At 60.9% G+C, this 22,455-nt stretch carries 20 protein-coding genes; 6 read left to right on the top strand and 14 right to left on the bottom strand.

Annotated features, from left to right (window positions below; translation table 11 throughout):
• Positions 1–159: 159 nt before the first annotated feature.
• The 10 genes from pgi to dksA form a co-directional block, all read right to left on the bottom strand.
• Entirely contained in the window at positions 160–1,824 is a 1,665-nt protein-coding gene (gene pgi, locus F8N96_RS07360) for a glucose-6-phosphate isomerase (RefSeq protein WP_150767936.1), read from the bottom strand.
• 409 nt (positions 1,825–2,233) lie between these two features.
• Positions 2,234–3,094: a pantoate--beta-alanine ligase gene (gene panC, locus F8N96_RS07365; protein ID WP_150797245.1), complete on the bottom strand. Its 861-nt coding sequence runs from the start codon at positions 3,092–3,094 to the stop codon at positions 2,234–2,236.
• Positions 3,091–3,891, bottom strand: coding sequence for a 3-methyl-2-oxobutanoate hydroxymethyltransferase (gene panB / locus F8N96_RS07370; protein WP_150797246.1), 801 nt, complete (start codon positions 3,889–3,891; stop codon positions 3,091–3,093). Before panB ends, panC begins: the two co-directional genes overlap by 4 nt.
• 369 nt (positions 3,892–4,260) lie before the next feature.
• On the bottom strand, positions 4,261–4,746 hold the full coding sequence (gene folK / locus F8N96_RS07380; RefSeq protein WP_150797247.1) for a 2-amino-4-hydroxy-6-hydroxymethyldihydropteridine diphosphokinase: 486 nt from the start codon (positions 4,744–4,746) through the stop codon (positions 4,261–4,263).
• A gap of 3 nt (positions 4,747–4,749) precedes the next feature.
• A complete protein-coding gene (locus F8N96_RS07385; RefSeq protein WP_150797248.1) occupies positions 4,750–6,150 on the bottom strand; it encodes a polynucleotide adenylyltransferase PcnB in 1,401 nt (466 codons plus the stop codon).
• A gap of 802 nt (positions 6,151–6,952) precedes the next feature.
• Positions 6,953–8,389 carry a sigma-54-dependent transcriptional regulator gene (locus tag F8N96_RS07390; protein ID WP_150797249.1) on the bottom strand — a complete coding sequence of 479 codons (1,437 nt, stop codon included), beginning with the start codon at positions 8,387–8,389 and terminating at the stop codon, positions 6,953–6,955.
• 22 nt (positions 8,390–8,411) lie between these two features.
• Complete coding sequence (locus F8N96_RS07395; protein WP_191630715.1) at positions 8,412–11,366, bottom strand: sensor histidine kinase; 2,955 nt, start codon at positions 11,364–11,366, stop codon at positions 8,412–8,414.
• Entirely contained in the window at positions 11,350–11,526 is a 177-nt protein-coding gene (locus tag F8N96_RS07400) for a hypothetical protein (protein ID WP_003176118.1), read from the bottom strand. The genes F8N96_RS07395 and F8N96_RS07400 overlap by 17 nt, the downstream gene beginning before the upstream one ends.
• A 77-nt stretch (positions 11,527–11,603) precedes the next feature.
• Entirely contained in the window at positions 11,604–12,491 is an 888-nt protein-coding gene (gene gluQRS, locus F8N96_RS07405) for a tRNA glutamyl-Q(34) synthetase GluQRS (protein ID WP_150797251.1), read from the bottom strand.
• A 202-nt stretch (positions 12,492–12,693) separates the two neighbouring features.
• The gene (gene dksA, locus F8N96_RS07410) at positions 12,694–13,134 is read right to left on the bottom strand and encodes an RNA polymerase-binding protein DksA (protein WP_007902025.1); all 441 of its coding nucleotides are present in this window, start codon (positions 13,132–13,134) and stop codon (positions 12,694–12,696) included.
• A gap of 332 nt (positions 13,135–13,466) precedes the next feature.
• Between dksA and F8N96_RS07415 the strand changes: the two genes are divergently transcribed.
• Positions 13,467–14,639, top strand: a complete 1,173-nt coding sequence (locus F8N96_RS07415; protein WP_150797252.1) for a pyridoxal phosphate-dependent aminotransferase — start codon at positions 13,467–13,469, stop codon at positions 14,637–14,639.
• A complete protein-coding gene (gene sfsA, locus F8N96_RS07420; protein WP_150797253.1) occupies positions 14,639–15,352 on the top strand; it encodes a DNA/RNA nuclease SfsA in 714 nt (237 codons plus the stop codon). Before F8N96_RS07415 ends, sfsA begins: the two co-directional genes overlap by 1 nt.
• On the opposite strand, the gene F8N96_RS07425 is transcribed toward sfsA, so the two are convergent.
• Positions 15,349–15,666 (bottom strand): Rieske (2Fe-2S) protein, encoded by a 318-nt coding sequence (locus F8N96_RS07425; protein ID WP_150797254.1) that lies wholly within the window; start codon positions 15,664–15,666, stop codon positions 15,349–15,351. The genes sfsA and F8N96_RS07425 overlap by 4 nt on opposite strands.
• Positions 15,667–15,833: 167 nt before the next feature.
• Here F8N96_RS07425 and F8N96_RS07430 point away from each other — a divergent pair, with 167 nt between their 5' ends.
• The 4 genes from F8N96_RS07430 to F8N96_RS07445 are packed head-to-tail and all read left to right on the top strand — an operon-like array spanning position 15,834 to position 19,380.
• Complete coding sequence (locus F8N96_RS07430; RefSeq protein WP_150797255.1) at positions 15,834–16,706, top strand: heme/hemin ABC transporter substrate-binding protein; 873 nt, start codon at positions 15,834–15,836, stop codon at positions 16,704–16,706.
• Between the two features lie 50 nt (positions 16,707–16,756).
• Positions 16,757–17,740 (top strand): FecCD family ABC transporter permease, encoded by a 984-nt coding sequence (locus F8N96_RS07435; RefSeq protein ID WP_167355127.1) that lies wholly within the window; start codon positions 16,757–16,759, stop codon positions 17,738–17,740.
• Positions 17,740–18,507: a heme ABC transporter ATP-binding protein gene (locus F8N96_RS07440; RefSeq protein ID WP_150797256.1), complete on the top strand. Its 768-nt coding sequence runs from the start codon at positions 17,740–17,742 to the stop codon at positions 18,505–18,507. The genes F8N96_RS07435 and F8N96_RS07440 overlap by 1 nt, the downstream gene beginning before the upstream one ends.
• 21 nt (positions 18,508–18,528) lie before the next feature.
• Positions 18,529–19,380 (top strand): ChaN family lipoprotein, encoded by an 852-nt coding sequence (locus tag F8N96_RS07445; protein ID WP_150797257.1) that lies wholly within the window; start codon positions 18,529–18,531, stop codon positions 19,378–19,380.
• A gap of 412 nt (positions 19,381–19,792) precedes the next feature.
• Here F8N96_RS07445 and F8N96_RS07450 read toward each other — a convergent pair whose 3' ends face one another.
• The 3 genes from F8N96_RS07450 to F8N96_RS07460 form a co-directional block, all read right to left on the bottom strand.
• Positions 19,793–20,065, bottom strand: coding sequence for a TfoX/Sxy family protein (locus F8N96_RS07450; RefSeq protein WP_008020494.1), 273 nt, complete (start codon positions 20,063–20,065; stop codon positions 19,793–19,795).
• Between the two features lie 296 nt (positions 20,066–20,361).
• Positions 20,362–20,706 (bottom strand): pentapeptide repeat-containing protein, encoded by a 345-nt coding sequence (locus F8N96_RS07455; protein WP_150797258.1) that lies wholly within the window; start codon positions 20,704–20,706, stop codon positions 20,362–20,364.
• Positions 20,707–20,796: 90 nt separating this feature from the next.
• Positions 20,797–22,353 carry an AAA family ATPase gene (locus tag F8N96_RS07460; RefSeq protein ID WP_150797259.1) on the bottom strand — a complete coding sequence of 519 codons (1,557 nt, stop codon included), beginning with the start codon at positions 22,351–22,353 and terminating at the stop codon, positions 20,797–20,799.
• Between the last annotated feature and the right edge of the window lie 102 nt (positions 22,354–22,455).

The following is a 22,455-nucleotide window of genomic DNA, read 5'->3' on the forward strand; positions in this document are numbered from 1 at the left end:
GTGTCATTCAACATGTGTGTCGACTGATACGCCGCTTTCGCTGGCAAGCCAGCTCCTACAAGGTTAGCTTGCCAGCGAAGGCGGTGTATCATTCAACAAATGTGTCGACTGATACGCCGCTTCGCTGGCAAACCAGCTCCTACAAGGAATGGCGTCGGATCACCCGCGGTGACGACCGCGGAAGTAGTTGATCAGGCCTTGGGTGGAAGCATCGTCAGCCGGGGTTTCTTCTTTGCCGACCAGGCGGTTGTAGACGCCTTTGCCCAGCTCCTTGCCCAGCTCCACGCCCCACTGGTCGAAGGCGTTGATACCCCAGACCACGCTTTGCACGAAGACTTTGTGTTCGTACATCGCCACCAGCGCGCCGAGACGACGCGGGCTGATGCGCTCGACCACCAAGGTGTTGCTCGGACGGTTGCCCGGAATCACCTTGTGCGGTGCGATTTTCTGCACCTCTTCTTCACTCACGCCCTTGTCACGCAATTCGGCTTCTGCCTCGGTGCGGTTCTTGCCGAGCATCAGCGCCTGGCTTTGCGACAGGCAGTTGGCGTACAGCCACTGGTGGTGGTCGGACACCGGGTTGAAGCTGACGATCGGCACGATGAAGTCGGCCGGGATCAGTTGGGTGCCCTGGTGTAGCAATTGGTGATAAGCGTGCTGACCGTTGCAACCTACGCCACCCCAGATCACCGGACCGGTGTCGGTGGACACGGGAGTGCCGTCCTGACGCACGCTCTTGCCGTTGGATTCCATGTCCAGCTGTTGCAGGTGTTTGGTGATGTTGCGCAGGTAGTGGTCGTACGGCAGGATCGCATGGCTCTGCGCGCCCCAGAAGTTGCCGTACCAGACGCCGAGCAACGCCAGCAGCACCGGCATGTTCTGATCGAATGGCGCGCTCTGGAAGTGCTGGTCCATGGTGTAGGCACCGGACAGCAGTTCCTTGAAGTTCGACATGCCGATGGCCAGGGCAATCGGCAGGCCGATGGCGGACCACAGCGAGTAACGCCCGCCGACCCAATCCCACATCGGGAAGATGTTTTCTTCACGGATACCGAACGCCACGGCCGCCGCGTTGTTGCTGGAGACGGCAATGAAGTGACGATACAGCTCGGCTTCCGAGCCACCTTGAGCCAGGTACCAGGCACGCGCGGCCTGAGCATTCTTCAGGGTTTCGAGGGTGTTGAAGGATTTCGACGAGACGATGAACAGCGTGGTCTCGGCGCGCAGCTTCATGGTCAGTTCGTGAAATTCGGTGCCATCGATGTTCGCCAGGTAATGGCAGCGTACGCCTTTCTGCGCGTAGGACAGCAGCGCTTCGGAGACCAGCTCCGGGCCGAGGAAGGAGCCCCCGATGCCGATGTTCACCACGTCAGTGATCGGCTTCTCGGTGTAACCACGCCACAGACCATCGTGAATACGGCCCACAAGGTCGGTAATCTGGTTCAGTACCTTGTGCACTTCCGGCATTACGTTGACGCCGTTGACCGACAGCTTGTCGCCCACCGGGCGGCGCAGGGCGGTGTGCAAGGCCGGACGACCTTCCGATGAGTTGACGATTTCGCCGTCGAACAGCGCTTTGATCGCGCCCTGGAGGTCGACTTCGTTGGCCAGGCCCACCAGCAGATCGCGGGTCTGGGCGTTGATCAGGTTCTTCGAATAGTCGAGAAACAGACCACAGCTGCTGAGGGTGAATTGAGTAAAGCGCTGCGGATCGGCATTGAAGGCTTCGCGCATGCTGAAATCCTGCATGGCTTGGCGGTGATCTTTCAACGCTTGCCAGGCGGGCAGAGCGGTCACATCGTGAGGAGTGCGGTAGTACGCCATCGCTGCGGGTTTCCTTTTTACTTGAACGGCCTTTTGAACACTAAAAATCCCGGAGCGCTGTGGGTGGGCGGTCCGGTCAACTGCGTCGACACGATTTCATGGCGCAGGGCGAATACAGTAACTCCCGCGCGGTGATCTGTCTTGACTTTGTCTGACCTGTTTCCGGTACTTTTTTGACATCGAACCGGGAATAGTCCGACAGGCGGAGGAGGAAGCAGGACTCGGTTCGATCAATCGGACCGGACCGGCAACATGATCGAAGGTATCGAAGGCAGGAATACGGTTTTGAAATTGCCGCAGACCCCTGTAGGAGCTGGCTTGCCAGCGAAGACGGTGGGTCAGTGAATACATATGTCGACTGACACGGCGCCTTCGCTGGCAAGCCAGCTCCTACAGGGGGGGCGGTGTTTTATGCGGGGGCGTCGAGGTTCAGGTGCAGGTTGTCGATCAACCGCGTGGTGCCGAGGAACGCCGCCGCCAGAATCACCAGGTCCCGATCCTGCGCAGTCGCCGGGCGCAAGGTCTTGGCGTGGCGAATTTCCAGGTAATCCGGGCGCAGGCCAGCCGCTTCCAGCTGCTGGAGCTGCGCCGAGATCAACGCCGGGAAATCGCGGTCGCCTTGTTTGATGGCTTCGGCAATCGCCGACAGCGTGCGATACACAATCGGCGCAACCGCCCGCTGCTCTTCGCTGAGGAAACCATTGCGCGACGACAGCGCCAGGCCATCGGCCGCGCGCACGGTCGGTTCACCAATGATCTGGATCGGCATGTTCAGGTCATGGACCAGGGATTTGATCACCGCCAGTTGCTGGAAGTCTTTCTGACCGAAGATCGCCAGATCCGGCTGGACCATGTTGAACAACTTGCTGACGACCGTCGCCACCCCTTCGAAATGCCCGGGACGGCTGGCGCCGCACAAACCTTCGGAGAGTTGCGGAACACTGACCCGGGTCTGGCCGGCGGTGCCCTCTGGGTACATTTCTTCGACAGATGGCGCGAACAGCAAATGGCAACCGGCCTGGAGCAGTTTTTCCTGGTCGGCGGCGAGGGTGCGGGGGTATTTGTCGAGGTCTTCGCCGGCGCCGAATTGCAGCGGATTGACGAAAATGCTCGCGACGACGAAATCCACCCGTTGGGTGGCCTTGGTAATCAGCGCGACATGACCGCTGTGCAGGTTACCCATGGTCGGCACGAAGCCGATGCGCTTGCCTTCGCCGCGGGCACGGGCCACGGCGGCCCGCAGTTCGCGTACGGTTTTGACGGTGTTCATGCAGAGAATCCGTGTTCGATACCTGGAAAAGAAGCCGCTTTGACTTCAGTGACGTAAGCGCTCAAGGCCGCGTGAATGCTGGTTTGGCCAGTCATGAAGTTCTTCACGAACTTTGGCACGCGGCCGGTGATGGACAGCCCCAGCATGTCGTGCAGAACCAGCACCTGGCCATCGGTGCCGCTGCCGGCACCGATGCCGATCACCGGGATCTTCACCGCCTGGGAAATTTCTACGGCCAGTTCACTGGGCACGCATTCGAGCAGCAGCATTGCCGCGCCGGCCTGTTCGAGGGAGATCGCGTCGGCACGCATCTGCCGCGCCTGGTTTTCGTTGCGGCCCTGGACTTTGTAACCGCCAAGGATGTTCACCGATTGCGGCGTCAGCCCCATATGCGCGCATACCGGAATGCCGCGCTCAGCCAGCAGGCGGATCGAGTCCGCGAGCCACAAGGCACCTTCGACCTTGACCATATGCGCACCGGCCTGCATCAACAGCGCGCTGTTGGTCATGGCTTGTTCGGTAGTGGCGTAAGCCATGAAGGGCAGGTCGGCAAGAATCAACGCATCGGCGTTGCCGCGTTTGACGGCTGCCACGTGATAAGCCATTTCAGCGGTGGTGACCGGCAGGGTGCTGTCGTGACCCTGCAAAACCATGCCGAGGGAGTCGCCCACCAGCAGCACTTCGACACCCGCTTCATTGCAAGCGTGGGCGAAAGTGGCGTCATAGCAGGTCAGCATGGTGATCTTCTCACCTTTTTGCTTGAGACCTTGCAGCGTGGTCAGGGTGATGGCTGGCATGAAAAGTTCCTCATTCAGGCGCTGTGGAAACTACTGCGAGTAACGCGCGTGATTCTTCGTTAAATACAGGCGCACGGTCTGTTGTCGTGCTTTGAAGGCCTGGATTGCGCCCTTTAACGCCGTATTGGCGGCAGCGGGACGCCTATAGTCGTGAGGAGAACTCGGGAAGTCAATTGGGTGTGTTACCGCGTTGTTACGTGTGGGGTGTTACCGGGGAGGACTGATGCGTTTCAGCAGGCGCAGGTCTTGTATAAGACACAAACCCCCCTGTGGGAGCGAGCCTGCTCGCGAATGCGGTGTGTCAGTCAACAGGTGTGCTGAATGACACACCGCATTCGCGAGCAGGCTCGCTCCCACAAGGGATCTGCGTCAATTTTGGGGGAGGCGTTCCAGGCCGACGAACGGGCAGGCAGCGAGCAATTCCGGGAGTGTGCGGCCATCGGCCAGACGCAAGTCCGCTGGCGCCAGTTCGGCCAGGGGATACAGGACGAAAGCCCGTTCCTGCAGATGGTAATGAGGGACCTTGAGGCGAGGCTCGTCGATCAGCCGATCACCGAACAGCACAATGTCGAGGTCCAGCGTACGGGGCCCCCAACGTTCCAGGCGCTCGCGGCCCTGGCCATTTTCGATCGCTTGCAGCGCATCCAGCAGCTCCAGCGGTGGCAGCGTGCTATCGAGGGCGGCTACCGCGTTGGTGTATCGCGGTTGACCGGGCAGCAGCGAATCGCTTTGATAAAACGCGGAAACCCCGACCAGTTCGGTCTGCGGCAACTGCGCCAGCCCATCGATCGCGCTGCGCAATTGTTCGGCGGGGTCAGCCAGGTTGCTGCCCATGCCGATGTAGATGCGTTCCATGGCTTACTCGCCCGGGGCGCTCGGTGCGCCGGCTGCGCGTTTGCGCTTGGCGCCACCGCTGCGGCGACGTTTGCGCGGAGCGCCAGTACCGTCGTCCTTGCCGCTTAGGTCGCGGATCATGTCCCGCCGTTCGCTGTCGTTGGCGTCCTGATAGTCCGTCCACCATTCGCCCAGGCCATCGGTCTGCTCGCCGGCGCTTTCGCGCAGCAGCAGGAAGTCGTAACCGGCGCGGAAGCGTGGATTGTCCAGCAACAGGTCGGCACGTTTGCCGCTGCGGCGGGGCAGGCGCTCCTGCATGTCCCAGATCTCGCGGATCGGCATGGTAAAGCGTTTCGGAATCGCGATCCGCTGGCACTGTTCGGCAATCAGCTCATGGGCCGCTTCCTGCATGGCCGGAATGGGCGGCATGCCACGTTCCTGCAAACGCAGGACTCGCGCCGGCAGGGCCGGCCAGAGCAGGGCTGCAAACAGGAACGCCGGGGTCACCGGTTTGTTCTGCTTGATCCGCAGGTCCGTATTGACCAAGGCTTCACTGATCAGCGTGTGGGTGTACGTCGGGTTGTATTCCAGCGCTTCGGCACTGGCCGGGAACAGCGGATCGAACAACTGCAGGTCGACCAGCATCTCGAAGGTGTCCGCGGCATGGCCGGAGAGGAACAACTTGAGGACTTCTTCGAACAGACGGGCCGACGGAATCTCGCGCAGCATCGGCGCCAGTTCACGAATGGGCGCGGCACTGTGTTTTTCGATGCCGAAATTCAGCTTGGCGGCAAAACGAACGGCCCGCAACATCCGCACCGGGTCTTCCTGGTAGCGTTGCTTCGGGTCGCCAATCAGGCGGATCAAATGATTGCGGATGTCGTGTACGCCATTGGCGTAATCGAGAATGCGCTCGCTGACAGGATCGTAGTACAGGGCGTTGATGGTGAAGTCGCGGCGCTGCGCGTCCTCTTCCAGCGTGCCGTAGACATTGTCGCGCAGGATGCGTCCGCTCTCGTTGCGAGAAGACTGGTTGCTGTCTTCTTCCTCGTCGTTTTGCGGATGATTGGCACGGAAGGTCGCGACTTCGATGATTTCGCGGCCAAAGTGGATGTGCACCAGTTTGAATCGACGCCCGATGATCCGCGCATTGCGGAATTCGGCCCGGACCTGTTCAGGTGTGGCACTGGTGGCAACGTCGAAGTCTTTTGGCGTGATGCCCAGCAGCATGTCGCGCACGCAACCACCGACCAGATAAGCCTGGTAACCGGCGTTCTGCAGGCGTTCGACGATATTCACCGCGTAACGGCTGAACTGCGCCTTTTGCAGCGAATGTTGACCGCTGTTGAGCACTTCAGGCGTGCTGCGAATGTGTTGCGTATGACGCTTGGGAGAACGGAATGACTGGAACAGCTTCTTCAGCATGGGATGCACTGTTTGAAGGAATGTTCGGCCATAACGAAGAATGACCGCATGATGGGCGGGGATTCTAGCATTTAGTCGGGGGATGGTGTAGGAGACAGCAGATGTAGGAGCGAGCTTGCTCGCGAAAAACGTGAACGATAACGCGTTAAATCAGATACCCAGTGGTGTCCTCAGGTTTTTCGCGAGCAAGCTCGCTCCTACAGGAAGCGGGGTGGAGGGGATGTTGAATCGCGGAAACTACAAGGGGAGCCGAAGCTCCCCAAGAAAGTAGTTGCATGCTCTATTTTTATTTTTGATTCGGGCTTCTTGTTTTTGTTGAGTGCCCTCGCCATGAAGTTTTTCCTTCATGACCCTCCCAATCGGGAGCCAAGAGCAAACGGATTGCTTTGGTCGCTGTGTTGCAGTGATCTTGCGATCCAACCAGTTCAGGCACTGTCTGAAGACAGTTTTTATTGTTCTCGGCCTGGTCGTGGGGCATGCCCCAAATACAACGCCTCTCCAAAAGAATCAGTTAGCTGCGCCTCTCGCCGTCTTGTTTTTATTGTGCGTGAGTCGATTCGTCTTATTTTTATTGTCTTGTGCATTGCTTGTTATTGTTCTTGTACCAAACATATAGCAGGGTGCGTGCCAACTTTTGTGAGGCCCAGCAAAACAAGGGGTTAGGTGCTCTGGACGGGTTTTTCGAGGCCCAAAAAAACCGGGGCTTCGTTACCGTAAGCCCCGGCTTCTGTTACGTGAGAAAGCTGAGGTAACAGTTTCTTCACGTTTGTCAGGTGTTACCCGCACATCGGACAGCTGCGGTTCAGCTCTCGCTGGCCACGCCGGTCTTGCGCCGGGGAATGCCCAGGCGCTGACGGCGCTCCCACAGGCATTTGCGACTGACCCCGAGTTTGCGGGCCAGCTCGGTTTCGGTCATGTGGTCCTGATGTTCCAGAACGAAGTGCTGGAAGTAGTCTTCCAGTGACAGGTCTTCGGTCGGCTCATGGCTGTTGTTCCCGGCGCTGTTACCCTGTTGCGGCGCCAGGCCGATGAAGTCGTCTTCCTCCAGGTCGCTCAGCTCGATGTCGATACCCAGCAGTTCGGCGGAAATCTCCGGGCTCTCGCACAGGATGACCGCGCGCTCGACGGCATTTTCCAGCTCGCGAACGTTACCCGGCCAGGAGTAGTGACGAATCGCCTGCTCGGCGTCCGCGGCAAACCTCAGGTCGGTGCGATTGACTCGCGCGCTCTGCCGCGCCAGGAAGGCATTGGCAATTTCGTTGACGTCCGCGCCGCGTTCGCGCAGGGCCGGCAGTTTCAAGGCGATCACGTGGAGGCGATAGTACAAGTCTTCCCGGAACTGGCCGATCTTCGCCAGGCTCTTGAGGTCCCGGTGAGTCGCAGCGATCAGGCGTACATCGACCTTCTGCGACTGCACCGAACCCACCCGGCGAATTTCACCTTCCTGCAGCACGCGCAGCAGGCGGGCCTGGGCTTCCAGCGGCAGTTCGCCGATTTCGTCAAGGAACAGGGTGCCACCATCGGCCGCTTCTACGAGGCCGGCACGCCCGGCGCTGGCGCCGGTGAACGCGCCTTTTTCGTGGCCGAACAGTTCGGACTCGATCAGGCTTTCCGGAATGGCCGCGCAGTTCACCGAAATCATCGGCGCCTTGGCGCGCCTGGACAGGTTGTGCAGGGCACGCGCCACCAGTTCTTTACCAGTACCGGACTCGCCCTGGATCAGGACATTGGAGTCGGTTGGCGCGACTTTGCGGATCTTGCTGTACAGATCCTGCATTGGCGGGCATGAGCCGATGATGCCGATTTCACCGTTGCTGTTGTCGACACCCGGTTTTGCCGCGCCATTGGTGGCTTTGCCGACGACAGGTTCGCCGCTGACCTGCGCCGATTGCCGGTCACGCAGGATTCGCGCGACGGCCTGGAGCATTTCGTCATGATCGAAAGGCTTGGCGATGTAATCCACCGCGCCCATCTTCATCGAGTCGACTGCCGAACGCAGGCTGGCGTAGCTGGTCATGATCAGCACCGGAGTGCCCTGGCCGAGTTTGATCAACTCGGTGCCAGGCGCGCCAGGCAGACGCAGGTCGCTGACGATCAGGTCGAACGTGGGAATGGTGAAGCGTTCTTGTGCTTCCTGCACTGAACCGGCTTCGCTGACCTGGTACTGGTTACGTTCCAGCAGGCGGCGCAAGGCGGAGCGGATAATTGTTTCGTCTTCGACGATCAAAATGTGCGGCATTGATTCGATACTCTCGACGGTCTCAGTTCACAGCGGACGTCGCTTCGACATGACGCGGCAAGGTCACCCGGATACGGGTGCCGCGTTGGCTTTGAACATCAGCCGGGCTGTCGATGGTGATTTGTCCATAATGCTCTTCAACGATGGAATAGACCAGTGCAAGGCCCAGACCGGTGCCTTCGCCAGGATCCTTGGTGGTGAAGAAAGGTTCGAACAGTCGGTCCATGATGCTCGAGGGAATACCGCTGCCTTCGTCTTCGACGATCAAATCGACCGTGTGTTCGCCGGCTTCGCTCTTGACCCGCACCGCGCTGCCCGGAGGCGAGGCGTCACGGGCGTTCGAGAGCAGGTTGATCAGTACTTGCGCCAGGCGCTGAGGGTCGCCTGCGACCCAGTGGTCGGGGTCGCACAGGTTGTAGAACTGCACCTCGAAATTGCGCCGGTTCAGGGCCAGCAGGCCGATGGCATCCTGGGCCACTTCGGCCAGACAGACGGGCTCGTCACTGTGCTGATGACTGCCGGCGTGGGCAAAGCTCATCAGCGACTGAACGATACGTGACACGCGTTTGGTCTGTTCGAGGATCTGCCCGCTGATTTCCTTCAGTTCGCTGTCTTCTTCGCGCTCTTCGCGCAGGTTCTGCGCCAGGCAGGCGATGCCGGTGATCGGGTTGCCGATTTCATGGGCCACGCCGGCGGCCAGGCGACCGATGCTGGCCAGGCGCTCGGAGTGCACCAGCTTGTCTTCGAGCATCTGGGTTTCGGTCAGGTCTTCCACCAGCAGCACCAGGCCACTGTTACCCGGCGCCAGGGGTTCGTCGATCGCCGCCTTGTGCAGGTTCAGCCAGCGGGTCTGGCCATCGAGGGCCAGGTGCTGCTTGTGCAAGTGCTCGTCGGGCAGGTTGATGAAGCCCTGCAGCAGCGCTTTCCACGGGTCGGCGATGGTGCTCAGGCGCGAGCCGACCACACGTTGGGCGGCAATCCCGGTCAATTCCTCCATGGCTTTGTTCCACATGAGGATTTCCTGATCCTTGGCCAGGGAACAAACACCCATCGGCAATTCCTGCAGGGTCTGGCGGTGATAGCGGCGCAGGGCATCGAGTTCGGCGGCAAGCCCGGTCAGGCGCGAGTGGTAATCCTCGAGGCGACTTTCGATGAAGTGGATGTCTTCGGTGACGTAGTTTTCGCCGCCGGCCTTATAAGGCAGGAAGGTTTCGACCATGTCCTGGGCCACGCTCGGCCCCATCAGGCCGGACAGGTTGGCTTCGATCCGGTCACGCAAACGGCGCAGGGCGTAAGGCCGGCGCTCGTCGAAGGGCAGATAAAGGTCGCGCAGGGCTTGCTCGACTTCTTTCTGTGCAGCCTTGGCGCCCAAGGGTTTGGCCAGCTGCGTGGCGAACTCCTGTGGCGAGGCGGCGTGCAGTTCCCGGCGTTGCGGGCGACGCACGTTGTCCACGGCGCAGGCTTCGGCGGCGCTGGCCTCTTCGGCGCTGGCGTTGGTGAACAGCGAAATCAGGGTGAACATCAGCACGTTGGCTGCCAGCGAGGCGATGGCCGCCATATGCCAGCTGGTGTCGTCCAGCACGTAGATCATGTTCAGCAGCGGAATATAGAACCCCTGCAGATTGCCGACCAGCGGCAGCAGCATGGTGACCAGCCATACAAGAATCCCGGCGAGCAGACCGGCGATGAAACCGCGGCGGTTGGCGGTCGGCCAGTACAGGACCGACAGTACGCCCGGCAGGAATTGCAGGGTGGCGACGAAGGCGACGATGCCCAGGTTGGCCAGGTCCTGCTCGGCGCCGAGCATCAGGTAGAAACCGTAGCCAGCCATGATGATCGCGACGATCAGCGCCCGGCGGGTCCACTTCAGCCAGCGGTAGATATTGCCTTCGGCCGGCGGCTGGTAGAGCGGCAACACCAGGTGGTTCAGCGCCATCCCGGACAGCGCCAGGGTGGTCACGATGATCAGCCCGCTGGCCGCCGACAAGCCACCGATGTACGCCAGGAGCGCCAGGGCTTTGCTGTTGGCGGCGATACCGATGCCCAGGGTGAAGTATTCCGGGTTGGTGGTGGCGCCGAGTTTCAAGCCCGCCCAGAGAATCAACGGCACAGCCAGGCTCATCAGCAGCAGGAACAGCGGCAGGCCCCAGCTGGCGCTCACCAGGGAGCGCGGGTTGAGGTTTTCGGTAAAGGTCATGTGATACATGTGCGGCATGACGATCGCCGAGGCGAAGAACACCAGCAGCAGCGTGCGCCATGGGCCTTCCTGTAGCGGCGTATGCAGGGCCGCGAGGGCGGTCTGGTTTTGCAGCAGCCACAACTCCAGCTGTTGCGGGCCGTCGAACACGCCATACAGCGCATACAGGCCGACGCCGCCAATGGCGATCAACTTGATCACCGACTCGAAGGCAATCGCGAACACCAGGCCTTCATGTTTCTCACGGGTGGCGATATGACGCGAGCCGAAGAAAATCGTGAATAGGGTAATCAGCGCACAGAAGCTCAAGGCCACGCGATGCTGAACCGGTTCGCGGGTGAGGATGCCGATGGAGTCGGCCACCGCCTGAATCTGCAAGGCCAGCAACGGCAGCACGCCGATCAGCATGAAGATGGTCGTCAGTGCGCCGGCCCAGGTGCTGCGAAAGCGGAACGCGAACAAATCGGCCAGGGAAGACAGCTGATAGGTGCGGGTAATCTTCAGGATCGGATACAGCAACACCGGCGCCAGCAAAAACGCCCCGGAGACGCCGAGGTAGCTGGACAGAAAACCATAGCCGTACTGGTAGGCCAGGCCTACCGTGCCATAAAACGCCCAGGCACTGGCATAGACGCCCAGCGACAGGGTGTAGGTCAGCGGGTGGCGAATGATCGCCCGGGGAATCATACCCCGTTCGCTGACCCAGGCGACGCCGAACAGCACCGCCAGGTAGGCGGCGCTGATCAGGATCATCTGGGTCAGGCTAAAGCTCATCGGCATCTTTTTGGCTCTGCAGGATGAAGGTCACGACGATCAGGATCAGCCAGAGCAGATAGGGGCGATACCAGGCGCCAGTAGCGTCGATCCACCAATCCATGATGGCCGGGGAGAACAGATAAATCCCCACTACCAGGAGCAGGACCAAGCGATAGATGTACATCCCGGCCTCTCTTCTTTATGCGCGTGCCCGAAATCGTGCGGCGATGGTAACGGATGGGCGCGCTACTGCAAGTGTGATCACTGTAGTTGCGCTTCGGGCAGGTGGAGTGTGCGCGGGATCTTCAATGCATCCCAGTGGACGATGCCCCAGTCCAGCACTTCCCGTGGTGTGGCGTAAGCCAGTTCGGCGCCCGGGTTTTGCCCGAGCGCGCGCAACGCACGCAGCAACAAGGGCGTCGCCTGGTCTTCGCTCAACGGCGGCGAACGGTACGATTTGCCGAGCTTGTTGCCGTCGGGCTGGGTAATCAGCGGGATATGCAGGTAACGCGGCTGTGGCAGGCCAAGCAGCTCCTGCAGGTAGAGCTGGCGCGGGGTGGAGTCCAGCAGGTCGGCGCCCCGGACAATATCGGTGATGCCTTGCCAGGCATCGTCCAGCACCACCGCCAGCTGATAGGCGTAGAGCCCGTCGCGGCGGCGGATCACGAAATCGCCGACTTCCCGGCCCAGGTGCTGGCGGAATTCGCCCTGGACCCGGTCGATGAAGTGGTATTCCAGCTCGGGAACCCGCAGGCGAATCGCCGCATCTTCGGTGCCGTGACCGGCGTTGCGGCACAGGCCCGGATAAATGCCGTGATAGCGCTCCAGTTGTTTGCGCGAACAGGTGCAGGCGTAGGCGAGGCCATGATTGAACAGACGATTGAGCACTTCGGCGTAGGCCTCGTGCCGGTCGCTCTGTCGGACCATCTCGCCATCCCACTCGAAACCGTAGCTTTCCAGCGCCTTGAGAATGGCCGCCTGGGCGCCGGGTTCTTCCCGCGGCGGATCGAGATCTTCCATGCGCATCAGCCAGCGACCACCCACCGCACGCGCGTCGAGGTACGACGCCAGCGCGGCGACCAGCGAACCGAAATGCAGGTGCCCGCTGGGCGTGGGGGCGAAGCGTCCGATGTAGGTGGTGGCGATCATAAGGGCGATGTTACTTTTCCAGGCTTGCACCAGGCCCCTGTGGGAGCGAGCCTGCTCGCGAAGCGGTGTGTCAGTCAACATTGATATTGAAGCTGAGTTCCCCTTCGCGAGCAGGCTCGCTCCCACAGGTGCGCTGTCGGGGGCGAATTGCGGAAACAAAAACGGAGCGTTCGCACGCTCCGTTCTTTCGTTCAAGTCGAGATCACTTGCCGACTTGCTTTTCCTTGATTTCCGCCAGGGTCTTGCAATCGACGCACATGTCGGCGGTAGGGCGGGCTTCCAGTCGCTTGACGCCGATTTCGACGCCGCAGGACTCGCACCAGCCATACTCTTCGTCTTCGATCAATTGCAGGGTCTTGTCGATTTTCTTGATCAACTTGCGCTCGCGATCGCGGGCGCGCAATTCGAGGCTGAATTCTTCTTCCTGGCTGGCACGGTCTGCCGGGTCCGGAAAGTTGGCCGCTTCGTCTTTCATGTGATCAACCGTACGGTCGACTTCCTGCATCAAGTCCTGTTTCCACTTGTTCAGGATCTTGGTGAAGTGAGCGCGCATGGGCTTGCCCATGTATTCCTCGCCCTTCACTTCTTTGTAGGGTTCGAAGCCGCTGATCGACTGGTTTTGCTGCTTTGCTTGGGTGGGCATGAAATGGACCGCCTCTACTCTTGTAATCCATTGCGCAGGATTGCTCCATCACCGACACCTGCCGGCCCTGCGGCTGCAAGCGGGCGAACTTACCAGATCAAATCGGACCGCGCCACTCCCGGATGTCGAGGTCGTGGCCTTCGGTGCTCGCAAATGTATGCGAAGCTTTGTCTGGTGGTGCTGGAGACCTGATCAAATATTGATTTTAGCCAAACCTGGGGCATACGCTTGAGTCGTTTGAGACCAGCGTCATATGGCTCTGACAGCTTTAGGTTCTCGCTCGTTCCTGCGCTTGGGTAGAATCGATTCTTTTCCCTGTTGAAGGAAGGCCAATGGCTCAGCCCTACAGTGCCCGCAGTCGCGCGATCGAACCTTTCCACGTCATGGCGCTGCTGGCGCGGGCCAATGAACTGCAAGCCGCCGGCCACGACGTGGTCCACCTGGAAATCGGCGAGCCGGATTTCACCACCGCCGAGCCGATCATCCAGGCCGGCCAGGCGGCACTGACGGCGGGCAAGACCCGTTATACCGCTGCGCGCGGCATTCCTGAGTTGCGCGAGGCCATTTCAGGCTTCTATCAGCAGCGTTACGGGTTGAATATCGATCCGCAGCGGATTCTCATCACTCCCGGCGGCTCTGGCGCGCTGTTGTTGGCCAGCGCCCTGCTGGTGGACCCGGGCAAGCACTGGCTGCTGGCGGACCCGGGGTACCCGTGCAACCGGCATTTCCTGCGGCTGGTGGAAGGCGCGGCGCAGCTTGTTCCTGTCGGTCCGGACGTGCGTTATCAGCTGACGCCGGACCTGGTGGCCCGTCATTGGGATCACGACAGCGTCGGTGCGCTGGTGGCGTCGCCGGCCAATCCAACCGGGACCATCCTGACCCGGGACGAGTTGGCGGGCCTGTCCGCCGCCATCAAAGTGCGTCACGGCCATCTGGTGGTGGACGAGATCTACCACGGCTTGACCTATGGCACCGACGCGGCCAGTGTGCTGGAAGTGGATGACGACGCCTTTGTCCTGAATAGTTTTTCAAAGTATTTCGGAATGACCGGCTGGCGACTCGGTTGGCTGGTGGCGCCCGAAGCCGCGGTCGGTGAGCTGGAAAAATTGGCCCAGAACCTCTACATCAGCGCCCCAAGCATGGCCCAGCACGCCGCACTGGCCTGCTTTGAACCGGCCACCATCAGCATCCTGGAAGAGCGTCGCGCCGAATTCGGCCGGCGTCGGGATTTCCTGCTGCCGGCCTTGCGGGAATTGGGCTTCGGCATCGCCGTGGAACCGGAAGGGGCTTTTTACTTGTACGCCGATATCAGCAAGTTCGGCGGTGATGCCTTCGCGTTCTGCCGACATTTCCTCGAAACCGAACATGTGGCGATCACGCCAGGACTGGACTTCGGACGTTATCAGGCCGGGCATCACGTGCGTTTTGCCTACACCCAGAGTCTGGTGCGCTTGCAGGAAGCGGTCGAGCGGATTGCGCGCGGCTTGCGGAGCTGGCAAGGCTGATGCGCTTTGATCCCCCACTAGAAGAAGGCCGCCTGATCCGGCGCTACAAGCGTTTTCTTGCGGATATCCAGACTGTTGACGGCGAGCTGCTGACCATTCACTGCCCGAACACCGGTTCCATGCTCAATTGCCAGGTCGAGGGCGGAGAGGTCTGGTTCAGTCGTTCCAATGATCCGAAACGCAAACTGCCCGGCACCTGGGAGGTCGGGGAAACCCCGCAGGGGCGGCTGTTTTGCGTGAACACCGGGCGGGCCAACGGCTTGATCGAGGAGGCATTGCGGGCCGGCGTCATCACCGAGCTGAACGGCTTTACCGGACTGAAGCGTGAAGTGGCCTATGGCCAGGAAAGCAGCCGCATCGATTTCCGCCTCGACTACCCAAGTGGGCCGGCCTATGTGGAAGTCAAAAGTGTAACCCTGGGTTACGACGGCTCGTTGGTAGCAGCGTTTCCTGATGCGGTGACGCTGCGCGGGGCCAAGCATTTGCGGGAGTTGGCCCATCTGGCGCGGGACGGAATTCGCGCGGTGCAGTTGTACTGCGTGAACCTCACCGGAATCGATGCGGTGCGACCTGCCGAAGACATCGATTCAGCCTACGCCGCTGCGCTACGTGAGGCGGTGGCCTGTGGGGTCGAAGTACTGGCCTACGGGGTGCGGTTGAGTCACGAAGAGATGGTGGTCGATCGACGTCTGGAGGTGTTGCTCAACGGTTAAAGACTGACCCAGAGCCCTTGGTCGTCCTCGCGGCAGTCGACGCTGGCCAGGGATTGCCCGGCGCACGGGCCGGCGACGCATTCGCCGTCTTCGATCAGAAACAGTGCACCATGGGTGGCGCACTGGATCAGGCTGTTGCTGGGGTCGAGAAACTGGTTGGGGGTCCATTCCAGCCCGACGCCCCGGTGCGGACAGCGATTGATATAGACGTAAGCCTGACCGCCCCGGCGCACGGCAAAGAGTTTCTGGCCGTCGATCTCGAAACCGCGGCTGCTGTTATCGGCCAGTTCGGCGCCGGTACAAAGAAACTTCATGTCTATCCTCAAGTGCCGCGTCTAGTGACCGGATATGTCCGAGCTTGACGTTCAAATGCAAACAATTATCAAATGGCCGCTTCGCCCATCGGCTGGGCAGGTGCCGGATGCCGAGGATACTTGGCCTGTCATCTCGATGCCTGGGAAAACTTTCAAGGAAGCTGTTTATGCGCCTGAGTACCCGCGTTGCTGCGCTCTGTGTCGGACTTCTCGCCAGTTGTCACGCCGCAGCGGCCGAGTTGCCACAACGTTGGGTCAGTGCCGGTGGCGCGCTGTCGGAGTGGGTCAGCGCGCTGGGTGGCGAGTCGAAACTGGTGGGCGTCGATACCACGAGCCAGCATCCTGAATCCCTGAAGGCCCTGCCCAGCATCGGTTATCAGCGGCAGTTGTCAGCCGAGGGTATTTTGAGTTTGCGCCCGCAGATTCTGATCGGCACCGAAGAAATGGGGCCGCCGCCGGTGCTTTCCCAGGTTCGCAGTGCCGGCGTGCAAGTCGAGCTGTTCTCCGCCCAGCCGGACCTGCCGACCTTGCAGGCTAATCTGCAGCACCTGGGCAAGTTGCTTGGCGCGCAAGACCGGGCGGCGCAATTGCTGCAGGGGTATCAGCAGCAACTCGAGCAGCAGAAGGTCCGGGTCACCCGGGCGCAATTGAAGGAAAAGTCGCCGGGTGTCCTGATGCTGCTCGGCCATGCCGGTGGCAAACCGCTGATCGCCGGCAAGGACACCGCCGCCGACTGGTTGCTGCAAAAGGCCGGTGGGCACAACCTGGCAACACATTCCGGCTACAAACCTTTTTCTGTCGAATCGCTGGTCAGCCTGGACCCTGACGTGCTGGTGTTTGCCGATCGTGCGCTCAGCGGCGACGCCGCGCGGGCAGCGCTGTTCAAGGAAAATCCGATCCTGTCCTCGACCCGCGCGGCCAGGGACGGGCGAGTCATGGAGCTCGATCCAACCTTGCTGATGGGCGGCCTCGGGCCGCGGTTGCCCGACGCGTTGAAATCACTGTCTGACGGCTTCTTCCCCGGTTCTGCCGGCCAATGACCATCCTGGTTAAACCGCGTGCTTTGTTCATTGGCTTGAGCCTGTTGTGTTTGCTGGCGGTCTGGCTGTCGTTGGCGCTGGGCCCTGTCAGCTTGCCGCTGTTCGATACCTTGCGCGCGGCGTTGCGGCTGATCGGCTTGCCCATTGCGGCCGACGGGCTCGAGCAGGCCGAGCTGATCCTGGGACAGATTCGCCTGCCGCGCACGCTATTGGGGTTGGCGGTGGGGGGCGTCCTGGCATTGTCCGGCGTGGCGATGCAGGGATTGTTTCGTAACCCGCTGGCAGATCCGGGGTTGGTCGGGGTTTCCAGCGGCGCGGCGCTGGGCGCGGCGATCGCGATTGTCGGTGGTTCGATATTCGGCGGCCTGCCGGAAGCCTTCGGGCCTTATCTGTTATCGCTGTGCGCATTCATAGGCGGGCTCGGCGTCACGGCGCTGGTGTATCGGCTGGGTCGGCGCAATGGGCAGACCCATGTCGCGACCATGCTGCTGGCGGGTATCGCCTTGACCGCGCTGGCCGGTTCCGCAGTGGGGCTGTTTACCTACCTGGCCGACGACGCGACCCTGCGGACGCTGACATTCTGGAACCTGGGTAGCCTGAACGGCGCCAGCTATGCGCGACTCTGGCCGTTGTTGCTGATCACGGTGGGCGTGGCGCTGTGGCTGCCGCGCCGGGCCAAGGCGCTGAACGCGTTGTTGCTGGGCGAGTCGGAGGCCGGTCACCTGGGCATCGATGTCGAAAGGCTCAAGCGCGAGCTGGTGTTCTGCACGGCGCTGGGTGTCGGCGCGGCGGTCGCGGCGGCAGGGATGATCGGCTTTGTCGGGCTGGTGGTGCCGCACCTGGTGCGACTGCTGGCGGGGCCTGATCATCGCGTGCTGTTGCCGGCCTCGGTGTTGGCGGGCGGCAGCCTCCTGTTGTTTGCCGATCTGGTCGCACGATTGGCGCTGGCGCCCGCCGAGTTGCCTATCGGGATCGTCACGGCCTTCATTGGTGCACCGTTCTTTCTGTATTTGCTGCTCCGAGGGCGTGCCTGATGTTGCGAACGCAAAATCTGCAAATCCGTCGGGGTCGCAAGATCGTACTGACCGACATCACGCTCGAGGTCAAGCCGGGCGAAGTCCTTGGTGTCCTGGGGCCGAACGGTGCCGGGAAAAGCACCTTGCTCGGCGCCTTGTGCGGCGAGTTGCAGGCTGACCAGGGCAATGTCTGGCTCGATGAGCGCGAGTTGAGCCACTGGGCCGGGGCGTTGCGAGCCCAGCGCCTGGCCGTGTTGCCGCAGGTATCGACCCTGGACTTCGCTTTTCGCGTCGAAGAAGTGGTCGGTATGGGCCGCTTGCCCTATCAGAGCGGCCGGGTCCGGGATGATGAAATCGTCGCCGCCGCGTTGCAGGCTGCCGATGCCGGTCATCTGACTGGCCGCAGCTACCTGGCCTTGTCCGGCGGCGAACGCCAGCGGGTGCATCTGGCGCGGGTGCTGGCACAACTCTGGCCGGGTGAGGCGGGGCAGACCCTGTTGCTCGATGAGCCGACCTCGATGCTCGACCCGTTGCATCAGCACACCACCCTGCAAGCGGTGCGCGCGTTTGCCGATCGCGGCGCGGCGGTATTGGTGATCCTGCATGATCTGAACCTGGCGGCGCGCTATTGTGATCGCCTGCTATTGCTCGAAGGCGGGCGCCCGGTGGCACTCGATACGCCGGAGCAAGTGTTGCGTCCGGAACCGCTCAAGGCGGTCTTCGGCCTGGAAGTGCTGGTGCAACAGCATCCGGAGCGTGGGCATCCGCTGATCATCGCCCGCTGAGTGTCTGATAGGGGTGAGCCCATGCGAGTAATGTTGATTCTGGCAATCCTGGTGCTGAGTGCATGCCAGCATGTTTTGGCTCCGCCCCCGGTAGTCGGTGAGATCCGCGACTTGCGCAGCGGCCGGAGCCTGACGCCGCAAGAACTGGTTGCGCAATTGGCCAAGCCTTCTTGGCTGATCGTCGGCGAGCAGCATGACAATCGTGATCACCATGCGCTCCAGCTGTGGTTGTTACAGTCCTTGGGTGATCAGCGACCTCAGGGCAGTCTTCTACTGGAGATGCTCACGCCGGACCTGCAGCCACGCGTCGACGAGGTGCGCCACGCTTCGGCGCTGCCGGCGGATCTGCCCGGTGCGTTGGCCTGGCAGGAAGGCTGGGATTGGGATTTGTACGGACCGATCGTCCGTTTCGCCCTGAGCCAACCGTACCCGCTGCTGTCCGCGAATCTGACCACAGCGCAAATCCGGGCCATCTATGCCAACCCTCCCGCCTTGAGCGGCTCACGCTCCAACGCGTCTTCGGTCAAGGACGAACTGCTGCAGCAAGTCAGCGAATCCCATTGCGGCCTGCTGCCCAAAACACAGATGCCGGCAATGCTTGCGGTTCAGCAGCAGCGTGACCGGCGCATGGCTGAACAGCTGCTCGCCGCACCTGAGCCTTCAGTGCTTTTTTCCGGGGCTTACCATGCGCGCAAGGACGTCGGCGTGCCAATTCACCTGCTGGATCTGGGAGCACCCGAGGCGCCAACGGTGCTGATGCTGGCTGAACAGGGCAGTGAGGTTACGGCGGATATGGCTGATTACGTCTGGTACACGCCGGCTATGCCGACGCCGGATTATTGTGAGCAAATGCGAAAGCAGTTTGGTAAGTAGCCTCAGCTGAACAGCCACAACTCCTGCGCATGGGCGGGATAAACCTGCGTAATCGCAGGTGCACCCCGGCCCATGTAGGAGCTGGCTTGCCAGCGAAGGCGGCCTTAAGCCGTATAGCACCCATGAAGACGCCTTCGCCGGCAAGCCGGCTCCTACAGTAGGTCGGCCGGGGGCATACAAACCTTTCGCCCAAAAAAAGACCCGGCAAGAGCCGGGTCAAATAACCGTGATTAGCCTGATGAGGAGATATCTGAGAGTCCGAACCAAGGGCTTTTCAAATATCGACCAGTCTCGCGACCAGTTGTGATAATCATAGCGATTCTCATTACCATGTCAACAGCTGATTTTTCATTTACTTGAAATCGACTATCGGCGCATTGGAAAGCCTCTTATTCATGGGGCCGGGATACTTTCAGTTTTTGTGGCGCGATGAAATCGCTTCCAGCTGTCTGTTCAGGGCTTCCTTGCGCTCGGCGGGAATGTCGTTCCAGTGCACGTCCATCAAGGCGCCTTCAATCGCATACAACAACACCTTGGACGCCCGGAACCCGCGGGTGCGCACGGCCCGGTAAGCGTCCACCGCTCCCAGGCGACGCAAGTCCGAGGCGCTGTGGATGCCCACGGCATGCAGCCACTGCGCCGACGTCTTGCCAAGATTCTTCAGGTGCTGCAGTTCATCATTCATCAAGCCTCCTTGCGACGGCCGAACGGTGCGTGGGCGAGCTTCTCAGGAGTGTAGCCATCAGTAGGAAAAGCGTGATTGTTTGCTCGGTTTCGGTGCAAATGCTTCTAAGACAGGTGCGCTTGGCGCTGAAGGAAGGTTTACGAAACAGTAGAGCAGGGCAACGCAAAACCTTGTGGGAGCGAGCCTGCTCGCGAAGAGGCCATTACATTCAACATCATTGTTGACTGTTGCACCGCTTTCGCGAGCAGGCTCGCTCCCACAGTGGATTGCATTGTATCGGGGAGGTGATGCGGGCGTTAGCGAGTGCGGTAACGCAGGCGCGTCCCGAAATTCATCGACATCAGAATTTCATCCGCACTCAGCTCTGGCGGAAAGTAGGCGCCGGAGATCTGCGCATGGGCGAGGCTTGCGCCTACCAGGATCGAATGGCTGAAGTCGATGCCGCGCAAGTCGGCGGAGCGGAAATAGGCGTTGGTAAAGTCGATGCCGTCGGCATTCAGCTCACGCAGGTCAAGCCCCCGGAAATCGCCACCGACCATGTCGATGGTTCCTTCCAGGGGGCGTTCTCTATTGAAACCTGTGATGTCGTCTTTGTGCAGCAAGGCATAAAGCGGTGTGTCGAGAAGTCTGGGCTGGCTCATGTCACATCACCTCTTGGTTTTATGAGGCCAGTGTAGTGCCACTATTCGACAACCGTGAAGCCGGTGAGGGCTTCACGGTTGAAACGCAATTTACAGGCCCGGCAGGCGTTGGCGGATTTGCGCGACAACGGTGTCAAGGGTGCCGCTTTCGTTGGTTTGCACGCGCTTGCTGCAGAGAATCTCTGCTGGCGTCAATGGCTCGCGACTGGCTTGCTGCGCTTCGATAACGGCCAGGTTGGCGTCGGACGGGTCCTTCTTGTCTGCCTGGCGCAATGCCAGCCAGCTCTCGATCACCGCTTGCGGTGCATTGCAATCCAGGATCAGGAAGGGCGCACCGGTGCCCTCGGCGATTTTCGCTGCGCCGTCGCGCTGTTCGCGCTTGAGGTAAGTGGCATCGACCACCACCGGGAAGCCGGCATGCAGGATCACCGCGGCAATTTCATGCAGGCGGTTGTAGGTCGCGACGCTGGCGTCGGCACTATAGATGCCGGCCTGCGGGTCGTTGGCGACGGTTTGTTCGCCGAACAGGCGTTTGCGTTCTACGTCCGAGCGCAAGCGAATGGCGCCCAGGGCTTCGACCAGACGCATGGCTACCTGGCTCTTGCCGACCGCGGACACTCCATGGGTAATCGCCATGAAGCGCGAAGGGATGGTGCTGTAGCTTTCCGCCAGGTTCGCGTAGTTGCGGTATTGGCGCAGGGTAGTGGCGCGATGCACCGGGTCGGCGTCGGCCGGCATGCTGAACAGGCTGACCTTGGCGCGTACCAGTGCGCGATAGGCTTTATAGAAGTTCAGCAGCTCCAGGCCCTGGTAATCACCGGTCAGCTCCAGGTATTGGCTGACGAAACGACGCGCCAGGCTCTTCAGGCCGCGGTCTTCGAGGTCCATTGCCAGGAAACCGGTGTCGGCATAGACGTCGGTGAAACGGAACGGTTCGTTGAACTCGATGCAGTCGAAGATCACGACCTTGCCGTCGATTTCCGTGGCGTTGCCCAGATGGATGTCACCGTGGCATTCGCGGATGAAACCGTCCGCCTTGCGCTGGGCGAACAGGGGCTTGAGGCGTTCGAAGCTGCTTTCGGCCCAGGCGTGCAGGGCATCGAGTTGCAGCAGGTCAGCCTTGTCGCTGAGGAATGGACGGATCTGGTCGAAGTTCTGGCGCACCGGTGCCATGACGCTGTCCGGGGTGCCTGCTTCATGTTCGGCAGGCACTTTCGGCGCGCTGAGGTGGAATTGCGCGATCTGTGCGGCCATCTCGTCGATGTGCTGGGTGGTCAACTCGCCATTGGCCTGCAGCGTGCTGAGCAAACCGGATTGCGGGAACTGGCGCATTTTCAGCGCATATTCAATGACCGGGCCGTCGCAGCCCAGTTGTGGCGCTTCCGGGCTTCCGGTAATCGGTAACACTTCGAGATACAAATCATGGGTCAGGCGCTGGTTGAGACGCAGCTCCTCGCCGCAGAAATGCTCACGCGCGTCGAGACTGGTGAAGTCGAGGAAGCCGAAGTTCATCGGTTTCTTCACTTTATAAGCAAAGGGGCCTGTGAGAATAACCCAGGAGATATGCGTTTCGATGACCTGGAACCCATCCACGGGATGCGGGTAGAGGGCGGGGTTTTGCAGGGCAGCGATCAGGGACTGGCTCACAGGCATTCCTTCAAAGTCTGGGAAAATTCACGGCCGCCATTATGGCCGCAAGTCCGCCGGACGCAAACCTCGGAGGGCCTTCTGTCGAGTATCGATAAAGTG

The sequence above is a fragment of the Pseudomonas fluorescens genome, from assembly GCF_902497855.1.
Classification (GTDB): Bacteria; Pseudomonadota; Gammaproteobacteria; order Pseudomonadales; family Pseudomonadaceae; genus Aquipseudomonas; species Aquipseudomonas fluorescens_BI.